Here is a 12,193-nt window from a genome sequence, read left to right on the forward strand (position 1 = left end):
CAGGCAACCGTCTGTGGTGTTTGCAGAGCTAAGATTGGCGGCTTAGCGTTGCACTTCGGAGTTGAATCCGCCATTTAATCGTGAGGATATTTGAGGGATTGCCGTCGTCGCGATGAAAATAAGTGCGTTACGCTACGCCTCCGTCACGCCCCTGTGATGGAGTAAAAGGTCGTGACGCAGGCGCTTATTACGCTCAGCGATTTTGCTGGCTATCTGGCGAGATAATGACGTTATCCTGCGCCTGAGACGGTTGTGTTTCCCGGTCATCAAACTGGAGTAAGCGCCCGGTATTCAGCAGCACAAGCAGCGTGCTCAGGTTATGCAGTATCGCCGCCACCAGCGCGCCCGCAACGCCGAGTAGCCCCATGGCGGCGGCGATGACGATCATTACCGTCCAGCCGAGGCCGATGAACACATTAACCTGTAGCGTGGCCCGGCATCGGCGGCTCAGGCGGATGGCGGTGGCAAGGCGGCGTAAGTCACTGCCGGTCAGCACCACATCGGCAGAGGCCAGCGCGATGTCAGCCCCATTTCCGCCCATCGCGACGCCCACGGCACCCGCTTTGAGCGCCAGCGCATCGTTAATGCCATCGCCAACGACCAGCGGTCGCCAGCCTTCCTCAACGGCCTGTTGTACCTGGCGTAATTTTTCACCGGGCAGCGCGTCGGCGATAAACTCGCTCATGCCAACTCCCCGTGCCACCCGCTGTGCTGCCGCCACGCGGTCGCCTGTAAGCAGCAATTGTCTGTCGATGCCCAGAACTCGCAAAGTGGACATGGCCTCGGCCGCCTCAGGGCGCAGGGTATCGTCCAGCAGACACCAGCCAAGGAAAACGCCCGCATCGGCAATTCCCACCACCGGGCCGTCGTGTGCAGGCAGCGGCGTAACGGTTATCTGGTGGCGGTCAAACAGCGCTTTTTGTCCCATCAACACCTGTCCCGACGGGGCGGAGGCAGTAATCCCTAATCCCTGAATCTCTTCGATATCGTTGAGCTCAGTCTGCGGTGATGCTGCGTCCGCCAGTGCCTGGCTGACCGGATGGGTGCTGGTGGCCCCAAGCGCGGCGGCCAGTTGCAATACGGATTCGCGCGAGCGTGCGGTTGCCAGCACCACATCGACAAGCCGTAAGTGCCCTTGAGTCAGGGTGCCGGTTTTGTCGACGATAACAGCATCGACATCCGCCAGCTCTTCGAGAAACGCGGCGTTACGTATCAGGATGCCGTGGCGGGCGGCGACGGCAATCCCCGCCATGGCGGTGGCCGGGGCCGAGAGCACCAGTGCACACGGGCAGGCGGCGACCAGCACCGCCAGCATCGCCTGGCTATCCAGGGTTAAAAACCAGGTGGTGGCGGCAATCGATAGCACCAGGATCAGATAGTGGCCGGCATAGCGTTCCAGCATGCGCGTAATCGGCGGTTTGGCCTGCTCCGCGTCTTTCATCAGCGCGATCACTTTGCCAAGCGTAGAGTGCTCACCGGTGTGCGTGACCTCCACCCGCAGCAGGCCGTTCAGGTTGAGCGTGCCGCCAAATACGGACATCCCCGGTGCGGTTTCCACCGGCAGCGATTCACCGGTAATGGAAGCGACATCCAGGCTGGCCTGCCCTGACAAGACGCGCCCGTCGGCGGGAAGCTGATCGCCAGGACGTACTTCGACAACATCGCCCGTCTGCAACTGGTGGCTGGTGATGTTTTCCAGCGTACCGTCTGCCCGTACGCGCCGGGCCCGACTGTGGGTCAGCTTGCTCAGACCAGCGATGGCCTGGCGGGTTCCCATTACGCTGCGCTCTTCAAGGATATGGCCGAAAATCATGATCACCGGCAATAGCGCCGCGGTCATCAAATCCCCCAGTGCCCACGCACCGAGCATCGCCAGCACGATAAGCAGGTCGGTAACGCCATGCAGATCCGGATGGAGCAGGCTATGCCAGCCGGCACGCAGCACGGGCAGCGCAACCAGCAGCCAGGCAACCCCGGCCAGGATATCGCTGATTGCCGGCTGCTCGGGGGCCATCGCCCGCCAGAGCAGGCTTAGAATGAGCAGGCCGATGGTGAGCATCGCCAGCGTGAGCTGGCGCGACATCCGGCGTTGTTCCGCTGGCGTTTGCAGGGAACCGCTAAAATGAACATGACCATGCCCGCATGAATGACTCATGGTTTTTGCTCGCTTGCTGGCGGTGGAGAGGGTTGGGCGGCAAGGCCCTGGAGGATCAGGCGGCTGTCATCGCCCGGCGCGACGGTAATCACCTGTCCGGCCTGAGCCAGAATCCGGGTGATTTTGTCACGCCACAGGCGCTGCAACAGCCCTCCGTCTTTGCCATCACGCTGGGCCTGCGCCAGTTGCAGAATGGTTTGAGTATCGACGCGCGCTTTTGCGAGGGTCTCCTCACGGCTGGCCTGCGCCTGCTGGAGCACGCGGTCGGCCTGCTGTTGCGCCTGCTGCATGCGTAATGTGGCATCGGTGCGGGCAGCGGCAACCGCCTGGTCCGCCTGCTGGCTGGCCGTGAGAACGGCGTTAAACGCGGCGACGGCATTGGTGGGTAACGAAGACGAGATATCCACACGCTCAATGGTGATGCCGGGATCATTATCGCTGGTTGACATATCCGCCAGACTCCGTAACAGAGCCTGTTTGAAATCCTCTCGCAGACGGGTGCGCTCCTCGGCGGCGTGCTGATCGTTTTGCAGCATCTCCGGCCTTGCCACCAGGATGGTGTCCAGGTCACGTCCGGCGCAGACGATGGCAGCAGCCCGCTCGGTCAGGCGGTCAATCAGCGGATTGATGTGCGGCTGCTGTAGCGCAAAGCGGACCGGGTCGCTAACGCGCCAGAAGATGCGCACGTCAAGTTGCACCACTCCGGCATCCCCCGTCAGCAGATAGCCCGCGCCTGCGCCCGCATCCCCGTCGCGCTCCCAGCTGTTAACCTGCTCCAGCTGCTGGTTACGGCGCATGATCAGCACATCACGTTCCAGAATCCGTTCTGCCGCCGGGACCAATTCCACGCGATCGATCGGATGGGGCCAGGCGAGCAGCAAACCGGCATTCACAACGCGCGTGGCTTTACCGAATTGAAAGACCACCGCTCGGCTGTCCGGTGTCACCTGGTGAATGCAGGAAAATAACCATGCGCCCGCAGCGAAGAGGGCAGTGGCGTAGAGCGCAAAGAAGGCGATGCGATACGATTGCCCCCATGGCGTGCGGTTAAGCGGGACGGGTCTCATGGCTGTTTAGCCTCTGGCGCATCGCCCGGCCCCTGCACCAGGGTGCGGAACAGTTCGGCGTCGGTTCGTAACACCATTCGGGTGTTGCCGTTCACAATGGTGCTCAGCGTATCCAGCGAGCGGAGTAGGGTATATAGCTGTGGATCGCTGGCCCAGGCTTTGCCGTAAATCGCTGCCGCATCGCGCTGGGCATCGGCGGTAATGGCCGCGGCTTTCACGGCGGCATCCGCTTCCAGAATACGTGCGTCACGGTCGGCGGTGGCGTGGATTTCTGCCGCCTGGCGCTTGCCCTCGGCGGTGCGCTCGGTGGCGATGGTTTCACGCTCGGCGCGCATTCTGTCGACGGTCGCATTAAGCGTCACCGCAGGAAGCGTCAGGCGTTCAATGCCGGTCTGTACCACTTCAATCCCGTAGCTATTGAGCAACTGTGACTGGAGCTGTACCTGGAGCTGCTGTTCCAGTTGGACGATTTTCAACTGTTTACTGTCAACATTGACGATATCCGCCAGCGCATAGTTACCGGTGGTGGTTTCCAGCGCCGAGCCAATAAAGGTGCGAATCTGGCGAGCGGCCTCATCCGGCTGGTTCTGCACGGCACGAATAAAACGCAGCACGTGGCTATCGTCGGGTTTCACTTTCCAGATAACCCATGCCTGAACGAGTACGCGCAGGCCATCGCGGGTGCCAACATCCTGCAGGCCGCTGGAGGTGGAACGGATACGTAAATCGACATCCAGCGGGGTTTCAAACGGGGCCGGAAGCCGCCACGCGAGGCCAGGATCAAGCAATACCCGTACCGGATTGCCAAAGCGGGTCACCACCGTGGCACTCCCTGCGCGTACCTCCAGCAGGCTGGCCGTGAGAATCGCCAGCAGCACCAGACCGAGCGCAATGGCAATACGCAGCGTGCCTGTCCGGCCTTTGGGCGAGGGGAATGGGGCTTGTTTCTCACCGACTTTTGAAAGTGTGTTTGTTGAGGTTATCGCGTGGATCTTCATTTGGCGCTGGCCTTCTGCGGTGCGGTGCTGTCGGATAATGCGGGATACTGGCGAAAATCCAGTACCGGTTGGTTTGCGCCCTGAAGGTGGCTATCCAGAATCAGCAGCGGCGTATGGGCCAGGGTCTGGCTGAGGATCTGGTAGCGCCGTTCGGTGACAAACGCATCGCCCGCCTGTTGCCATGCCTGATGTTCGGCGGCGAACAGGGTGGCAGCAGACCGGGCCTGCGCCAGATTCTCCGCTGCCTTTGCCTGGGCATCATTAATGTGGGTGAGGGCCTGATTTTTCGCTTCGCTCACCACGCTCGCGGCATAGCCTTTTTCACGGGCAATCAGGGCGTTTTCGGCAATCTGCGCGGCCTGGACGCCGTGCCAGGCGTCTGCCGCTCCGCTCGGCGGATGGATGGCTTCAATGCGGGTAAACAGCAGCTCCACGCCGGTATGTAACGCGTTCAGCCGCTGCTGAATTTGCTGGTTTAGCGTGGTCGCGAGGGTGGCCTGCTGCTCGGTGAGTAGCGCATCGAGTTGCTCGCTGGCGAACTGCTTGACCAGCACCTGGCGGGCAATGCTGCGAATCAGCGTGGGCAGACTTTCCGTTTGATACTGGCTGCGGAGCGCATCGCTGTCGGTTAAGCCGACGCGCCAGATCAGGCGGATATCCATATTTACGATCTGGAAGTTCTGGCTGGCGGAGGCCGTGCTGGCAATCACCTGCGACTGATCGGCGGTATGGTTATTATCCCAAAGCCGCCAGCTACTCTGCGGCGCCGGGCCTTCGGCGCTGTCTGCTTCTGGTTGGCTCTGTTTGCTGTCGGCGATATCGCCAAGCTGCAATTCATGCACCGTACCGTTTTCAACGGCAATCACGCGTCCGAACGGCCAGGGTAATCCCACATGCAAACCGGGCGACAGCACCGCTGTCGGGCGACCAAAGCGTTCGTAAATACCGCGCTGATGCAGTTGGACTTCCGTCAGGCCGCTGAGCAACCAGCCAAGTACCGCCATGGCGCAGGTCACCGGAAGTACCCGACGTCCAATCAGGCGGAAGGCCTGAATCTGGCGGATATCAACCCCGAAGCGCTGTTTTAGCGTATCCAGCACAAAGGCCAGCGGGCGCGGCGGCCACTGATAAAGCGCGATGATAAAACTGCGGGTCAGAAAGCGCGGCGCATTGTCTGCGGGCAGGGGGTCGACCAGGGAGGCGAACGTGCGTAGCAGATATTCCAGCGCCACCAGCAGCGTAAGCAGGCTGGCGAGTTTGATCAGCCACAGCGCCAGCAGCACCGAGGCTGTCTCAGTCATCAGCGCAGCGGTTATTAACAGCATAACGCTGAGCATAATGCGTGCCAGCCCAACATGTTCACGCTGATGCTGCATGGCGCGTATGGCCTTAAAGCTGAGCATGCGCTCGACAACCAGCAGGGTAAAACTGAGCACCACGAACAGGCCAATAACCATCAGATCGGGCGTGTGGGTGTCCGTCACTGGCGGCGCGGCGACAAGGTTGGCAATGGCAAACACCGTAGCCAGCAGAACGAAAACAACGGTGACCAGCAGATGCTGACTGAAATGGTTAAGCCATGCCTGTAGCCCGGCGGGCAGGATACGGCGGGACGGCGTTGGCGCAGGCGGACCTTCCGGCTGCGGTACGTTTACCACCAGCCCATGACAGCGCAGCGAATTTTCCACAAAGGCCAGTGCGATGCCGGTCGCTGACAGGATCAGTTGCATGACGCAGAGCCAAAAACCGCCCCCGGAGAAGAATTGCAGGAACAGATACACTGCCCCGGCCGGTGCCAGAATGCAGTACAAACAGGTTTGGGTAATCAGCAGACGCTGGCACAGTGAATTGACCCGAGCCGATGGCTCAGGTGAGGGTGTTTGCACCATATATTCTCCAGTTTCTTCGTCCCTGTTCGTGTCAATCCAGAATCGCGAGGGATGAAACGAAAAACTGACGAATAATGAATGTTATAAGATAACATTTACAATATGAATGAAGCGTGTGTTATTTAGTTTCTGTATGTTTCCGCAAATCTCATCTGGCCTTTTGTCACGCCTGCTTGTCTGCGCCTCTCGCTAACCGCTTTCACGTTAACAACACAATTTGTGGTGGTGATGGCTTAAATTGTTATGTTATAACATAGCAATTGTGTTGATTTGACAAAGTAACGCATACAGAGCTGAGAGGATGGATAAACGATGCAACACACCACGATGAATGTGAAAAATGACAACCGCCTGCCGGTGACCGTCTTATCTGGCTTTCTCGGGGCAGGGAAAACGACGCTGCTGAACCACATTTTGCATAACCGTGACGGCAGACGCGTGGCCGTTATCGTTAATGATATGTCGGAAGTGAATATTGATGCCGCGCTGGTCAGGGAAGGGGGTGCTGAGCTGTCCCGCACCGATGAGAAACTGGTTGAGATGAGCAATGGCTGCATTTGCTGCACCCTGCGTGAAGACCTGCTGCTGGAGGTAAACCGCCTGGCAAAGGAGGGGCGCTTTGACCAACTGGTGATTGAATCCACGGGAATTGCTGAACCCCTGCCGGTGGCGGAAACCTTCACCTTTGATGATGAAGAAGGGCAGAGCCTTTCCCGTGTTGCCCGGCTGGATACGATGGTGACGGTAGTGGATGGCTTTAATTTCCTGCATGACTACCAGTCGACGGACAGCATCCATTCGCGCGGCGAATCACTGGGGGAAGGGGATGAACGCAACGTTGTAGACCTTCTGATCGACCAGATTGAGTTTTGCGACGTGCTGATAGTGAATAAAACCGACCTGATTACCGAAAGCCAGCGTACAAAACTGATGGCCATCATGCGCTCCCTGAACCCAAGAGCGCGGATCATTACCTCACAGTTTGGTCAGGTACCGCTTGAAGAAGTACTGGATACCGGCCTGTTTGATTTCGATCAGGCGGCGCAGGCTCCCGGCTGGTTAAAAGAGTTGCGCGGTGAACATACGCCCGAAACCGAAGAGTACGGCATTCGCAGCTTTGTCTATCGCGCCCGCCGGCCCTTTCATCCCCAGCGCTTCTGGCAGGTCATGCAGGATGAACTGAGTGGCGTCGTCCGATCAAAAGGCTTCTTCTGGCTGGCAAGCCGCGCGGAATATGCCGGTTCCTGGTCTCAGGCAGGCGGCGTGGCCCGTCAGGGTTTAGCAGGGCGCTGGTGGGTCAGTATCCCAAAAGAGCGATGGCCGCAGGATGAGGAAACGCGTAGCGCGATTATGGCCAACTGGGTAGACGGCAGTGGTGATGCACGCCAGGAATTGGTATTTATCGGGATGGATATGGATGAACCCAGGCTGCGTGCGGCACTGGATCGTGCGCTGCTCACCGACCGGGAAATGTTGGAAGGGCTGGTCGCGTGGAGCCATTACCCGGATCCGGTTGAATCCTGGTTTGACGAGTAACCGATAGCCGCTCAAATTTCGTCACATTGTTGACGTTGCATTGTGCTTCGGAATGTTATTTTATAACACTCTACGGCGGTTGCAGGCTGCCAGCACGCAGCGATTCAACATCATGACGTCTTCCCTTTGAGGGCATTACCCTATGAAAATCAGTCAGATCGTAGCTATTTCGTTGTCGGTTGTTTCCGGTAGTGCCATGGCGTTTCAGGCGAAGGATAAAGATCCCGCTGAGTTTACCCGCCAGCAGGTACGCGGGGCGGAATTCGCTATCTATGATCAGGCCATCAGTTCGCAGGGAATGTCGAATGTGAATCCGATTGGCAATTGCGCGGCCACGCCGGTGAGCGGCTGTAACTGCCCGTTCTGCACCATGCTGCGCAGCCAGCAGGTATAAATCACACGACTCGAATGACGAAAAACGGGAGGACGCCGATGTCCTCCCGTTTTTATTTCCCCACTTCCCGCCACTGAAAATCAGCTAACTGCTCCAGCGGAAAATGCAGCGAAGGATCCTGTCTGAATGCCGCCAGTAAATACTCCACAGTGGCCGTTACGCGCGGGGCGATAAGCGCTCTGTGCGGGTACTGAATCACCATCTGGTAGCTTCCGGGATCGTGCCTGCCAAATAGTACAACCTTGAGTTCTCCGGACTGCAAATGCGCCAGCGCATGGTGAACGCCGACCTGCGCGATACCCAGCTCCAGACAGGCCGCCTGCACCTGGGCCTCCGGTGCCGAAATGGTCACTACGGCATTATCGGGTTCAAGGGTGGTGAGGCTACCGTCTTCATCGCGAAATCCCCACGGTGAGACTTTTCCACCCAGAAATCGCCGGGCAATCAAATTGTGGCTTTTCAGATCTTCCGGCTTGCGCGGGCAGCCGTGTTTTTCCAGATACGCTGTTGATGCGACCAGCACCAGATTGAGTCGACACACCGGGCGGGATACCAGCGAGGAGTCGGCAATATGGCCGCCGCGAATCGCAATGTCATAACCATCGCGTACCAGGTCGACCACTCTGTCATCAAAGTCAGCTTCAATAGTCAATGCCGGATAGCGCTGACGCAGCCCCGGGAGCACCGGCAGAAGCTGCAATCGGCCAAACGCGGCGCTGGTGGAGATTTTGACATGGCCGCCCGTTTCCATCTTGCGCGCAACGATGGTATCAACGGCGGTATCCAGCGCATCAATGGCAATTCTCGCCTGTTTAAGAAACGCCACCCCCTCTTCGGTGAGACTCAGCTTACGGGTGGTGCGGTTCATTAGCCGCACGCCCAGCGCCTGCTCGAGTCCGGCGACATTCTTGCTGACCGCCGCCGCACTGATGCCCTGAATACGCGCTGCCCCGGCAAAACTTCCCGCATCCGCCGTTTCGACAAAAGACAGTACGGCTCGCACACGCTGCGATAAATCCATTGCCACTCCTGTTATATCCACCCGTTATCACGTTGCGATTATTAACTTTAAGTTGTTTATCATTCAACCATTACTGACATTAATGTTTCGTATGGGCTGCGTAATAATGACATCCTTCCGGGGGCGTTCCCCCGTAGCGCGTCAACATTTCTGGATTACGAGGCGAAGAGAGCGATGAAGAAACCGACATTTTTTATTTTTGATGCCCGCATTTACCACCCGGAGGCAATGCAGCCCTATCAGCAGCGCGTCGCGGCCACCTGGGAAGCTTTTGGCGGCACATTACTGGTGCTTGGGGCGGCGGAAACCGTCGAAGGCGCTTCGCCAAACGGCACGCTGGCGAAGCTGCAGTTTGCTTCCATTGACGATGCCCGCGCCTGGTATGCCAGCGTGGACTATCAGGAGATTCTTCCTTATCGCCACGCCGCTGCGCAGACCAATGGCTGGCTGGTTGAAGGCATCGCGCAGGATATTGAATAACCACATCAGGAGATAACATGAACACGCTGATTATTGTTTCCCACCCTTATCCGCAGCAATCCCGCGTTATCAAAGCCCTACAGGAGACCGCCGAAACGGTTTCCGGCGTGACGGTGAGAAACCTGGAATCCCTGTATGGCCCTGACGTAACCCGGTTTGATGTCGCCGCCGAGCAGACGGCCTGTGAAGGGAAAGAGCGCATTGTTTTTCTCTATCCCACCCACTGGTTTAATCTGACGCCTGCGCTCAAGGCGTATTTGAACGAAGTCTGGACCTACGGCTGGGCATTTGGTCCTGGCGCCAACGCGCTGGCCGAAAAAGAGCTGCTGGTGGTGACGACCGCAGGGGCCAGCGAGTACACCTATTCCCACGACGGACTGATCAAAAGCTCCATGGACGACGTGCTAACGCCAATGAAGGCCAGCGCGCTGTACGTCGGCATGACCTGGCTGCCGCCGCTGGCGTTTTATGAAGTGGCGGGGAAAAACAGAGACGATATTTCCGATTTCCAGCGCCAGCTTGCGGCGCGTCTGACAGCCTGAGAGCAGGGGGGAATATGATCCAGCGTCATTTAGGCCAGGGGCTTAGCGTATCGGCACTCTCACTGGGTGCGATGGGGTACGGGAAAGCGCGTGAACTGCCGGATCGCAGCGAGATGATCGCCCTGATTCGCCATGCGGTGGAAAGCGGCATGGACTTTTTTGACACCGCCGAAGTGTACGGGCCGTGGACCAATGAAGTGATGGTCGGGGAAGCGCTTGCTCCGTTTCGTGACAAGGTCAAAATCGCCACCAAATTTGGCTGGGATATCGACCAGAAGACCGGTGAGCATCGCGGCGGCGTGAACAGTCGACCGGAACAGATTCGTCAGTCCATTGAGGGGAGCCTTCGGCGTTTAGGCACGGACTATATCGATCTCTATTATCAGCATCATGTGGACCCTGACGTGCCGATGGAAGAGGTAGCGGGCACGGTACAGGACCTGATTGCCGAAGGGAAAGTCCGCTGGTTTGGCATGTCCGAGGCCAGAGCGGCGTCGATTCGCAAAGCCCATGCGGTTCAGCCAATTGCCGCGTTGCAGAGTGAATATTCTTTGTGGACGCGCGAACCGGAAGCCGAGATTTTACCGGTTCTGGAAGAGCTGAGCATTGGCTTTGTGCCATTTAGCCCCCTCGGAAAGGGGTTTCTGACCGGAAAAATCGAAACCGGGACTGTGTTCGACAGTTCTGATATTCGGGCGCAAACGCCGCGTTTTACCGCCGATGCGCGCGCCAGTAATCAGCGCCTGGTTAAGCTGCTGCAACGCATTGCTACACGCCATAACGCCACGCCTGCGCAGGTTGCTCTGGCCTGGCTGCTGGCGCAGAAACCGTGGATTGTTCCGCTGTTTGGCACCCGCAAGACAGAACGCTTTGCGGAAAATATCGGCGCGTTGAACGTAACGCTTGAGCAGACCGATCTGGATGAGATCGAGCAGGCGAACATTGTGATTAGCGGAGCGCGCTACCCGGATGCAGTAATGAAATTCTCGGGTAAATAACCGGGAATCTATGCACGTAATTAAAAACGGTTCAGACGTGCGAACCACGTCTGAACCTTCAGTCTTCGATTGTTATTCCAGCCCCAGCGTATATTGCGCAATCTTGAAATAGATAATCAACCCGGTGCCATCAATAAAAGTGGCGATAAACGGCGCGGAAACCACCGCCGGATCAATCCCGCAGCGCTTAAGCACCATCGGAATAATCGACGAAACAATCGCACTCCACAGGGTAATACAGACCAGCGTCAGGCTGACAATCAGTGTGATCTCTGGACCAATCCCCATCATCCATGCCCGCACACAGCCCGCCAGACCCAGCGTCAGGGCGATCATCAGCGACGTTGTCGCTTCTTTACGCAGCACGCGTCCCAAATCACGTAAATGTACCTCGCCCAGCGCCATGGCGCGCACCAGCGTTGAGGTAATCTGCGTCCCGCTATTTCCTCCCGTACCAATCAATAATGGAATAAAGAACGCCAGCGCGATGGCGGACTCCAGCGCCTCCGAAAAATGCTGGAGCACCGTGCTGGTATAGGCTTCCGCCACAAACAACAGCGGCAGCCAAACCGCGCGTTTCTTCCACAAACTGAATGTACTGATCTCCAGATAGGGTTTTTCCAGCGGCAGTGTCGCCCCCTGCAACTGGGCGTCTTCGGTGACATCATCTTCCAGCAGATGCGCAATTTCGCGCTCGGTCAGGCAGCCGACCAGTTTGCCCTTGTCCACAATCGGCACCATGTCGATACCGCCATGGGCGAGCTTTTCTGCCACGTCAGCACGTTCATCATCCGGTTCGAGGTGCTGAAAGTGGGACACCATCAGCGCTTTTACAGGCTGCTCGGTATTTTGCTCCTGTAATAGTCGCCGTACCGACACCATGCCTGCCAGCCTGTCGTTATCTTCAATAAATATGTGGGCAGGAATATCGTCATCGTTTAATTTCGCCAGAAATAATTCCCGCGCTTGTGCCACGCAGAGCATTGCGTCCAGGGTAATAAAATCGAGGCGCATATATTGCGCGATGGCATCGTCGCTAAGGAAGGTGCGATTTAATCGGTGGGGTTCAGTGGAGTCCTTAGCTGTATTAGCCTTACCTTAGCTGAGCTGTAT

The 12,193-nt window shown here is 57.8% G+C and carries 11 protein-coding genes; 5 read left to right on the forward strand and 6 right to left on the reverse strand.

Annotated elements, in window-relative coordinates:
• Window positions 1-193 precede the first annotated feature (193 nt).
• The 4 genes from ACSZPU_RS18420 to hflK (ACSZPU_RS18435) are packed head-to-tail and all read right to left on the reverse strand — an operon-like array spanning window position 194 to window position 6,109.
• Window positions 194-2,155, reverse strand: a complete 1,962-nt coding sequence (locus tag ACSZPU_RS18420; protein ID WP_499001695.1) for a heavy metal translocating P-type ATPase — start codon at window positions 2,153-2,155, stop codon at window positions 194-196.
• Entirely contained in the window at window positions 2,152-3,222 is a 1,071-nt protein-coding gene (hflK, locus tag ACSZPU_RS18425; protein WP_499001697.1) for a protease modulator HflK, read from the reverse strand. Before hflK (ACSZPU_RS18425) ends, ACSZPU_RS18420 begins: the two co-directional genes overlap by 4 nt.
• Window positions 3,219-4,220, reverse strand: a complete 1,002-nt coding sequence (locus ACSZPU_RS18430; protein WP_499001701.1) for an SPFH domain-containing protein — start codon at window positions 4,218-4,220, stop codon at window positions 3,219-3,221. Before ACSZPU_RS18430 ends, hflK (ACSZPU_RS18425) begins: the two co-directional genes overlap by 4 nt.
• Complete coding sequence (gene hflK / locus ACSZPU_RS18435; RefSeq protein WP_499001703.1) at window positions 4,217-6,109, reverse strand: protease modulator HflK; 1,893 nt, start codon at window positions 6,107-6,109, stop codon at window positions 4,217-4,219. The genes ACSZPU_RS18430 and hflK (ACSZPU_RS18435) overlap by 4 nt, the downstream gene beginning before the upstream one ends.
• A 312-nt stretch (window positions 6,110-6,421) precedes the next feature.
• On the opposite strand from hflK (ACSZPU_RS18435), the gene zigA reads away from it, so the two are divergent.
• Window positions 6,422-7,645, forward strand: a complete 1,224-nt coding sequence (zigA, locus tag ACSZPU_RS18440; RefSeq protein ID WP_499001706.1) for a zinc metallochaperone GTPase ZigA — start codon at window positions 6,422-6,424, stop codon at window positions 7,643-7,645.
• A gap of 142 nt (window positions 7,646-7,787) precedes the next feature.
• Complete coding sequence (locus ACSZPU_RS18445) at window positions 7,788-8,039, forward strand: hypothetical protein (RefSeq protein ID WP_499001708.1); 252 nt, start codon at window positions 7,788-7,790, stop codon at window positions 8,037-8,039.
• A gap of 52 nt (window positions 8,040-8,091) precedes the next feature.
• On the opposite strand, the gene ACSZPU_RS18450 is transcribed toward ACSZPU_RS18445, so the two are convergent.
• Complete coding sequence (locus ACSZPU_RS18450; protein WP_499001709.1) at window positions 8,092-9,060, reverse strand: LysR family transcriptional regulator; 969 nt, start codon at window positions 9,058-9,060, stop codon at window positions 8,092-8,094.
• A 174-nt stretch (window positions 9,061-9,234) separates the two neighbouring features.
• On the opposite strand from ACSZPU_RS18450, the gene ACSZPU_RS18455 reads away from it, so the two are divergent.
• The 3 genes from ACSZPU_RS18455 to ACSZPU_RS18465 are packed head-to-tail and all read left to right on the forward strand — an operon-like array spanning window position 9,235 to window position 11,080.
• On the forward strand, window positions 9,235-9,540 hold the full coding sequence (locus ACSZPU_RS18455; RefSeq protein ID WP_499001711.1) for a DUF1330 domain-containing protein: 306 nt from the start codon (window positions 9,235-9,237) through the stop codon (window positions 9,538-9,540).
• Window positions 9,541-9,557: 17 nt separating this feature from the next.
• The gene (locus ACSZPU_RS18460; protein WP_499001714.1) at window positions 9,558-10,082 is read left to right on the forward strand and encodes an NAD(P)H-dependent oxidoreductase; all 525 of its coding nucleotides are present in this window, start codon (window positions 9,558-9,560) and stop codon (window positions 10,080-10,082) included.
• Between the two features lie 14 nt (window positions 10,083-10,096).
• Window positions 10,097-11,080 carry an aldo/keto reductase gene (locus ACSZPU_RS18465; protein WP_499001715.1) on the forward strand — a complete coding sequence of 328 codons (984 nt, stop codon included), beginning with the start codon at window positions 10,097-10,099 and terminating at the stop codon, window positions 11,078-11,080.
• Window positions 11,081-11,152: 72 nt separating this feature from the next.
• Here ACSZPU_RS18465 and ACSZPU_RS18470 read toward each other — a convergent pair whose 3' ends face one another.
• Window positions 11,153-12,094: a magnesium transporter gene (locus ACSZPU_RS18470; RefSeq protein WP_499001718.1), complete on the reverse strand. Its 942-nt coding sequence runs from the start codon at window positions 12,092-12,094 to the stop codon at window positions 11,153-11,155.
• Window positions 12,095-12,193 lie beyond the last annotated feature (99 nt).

The organism is Phytobacter sp. V69, assembly GCF_965644215.1.
GTDB lineage: Bacteria > Pseudomonadota > Gammaproteobacteria > Enterobacterales > Enterobacteriaceae > Phytobacter.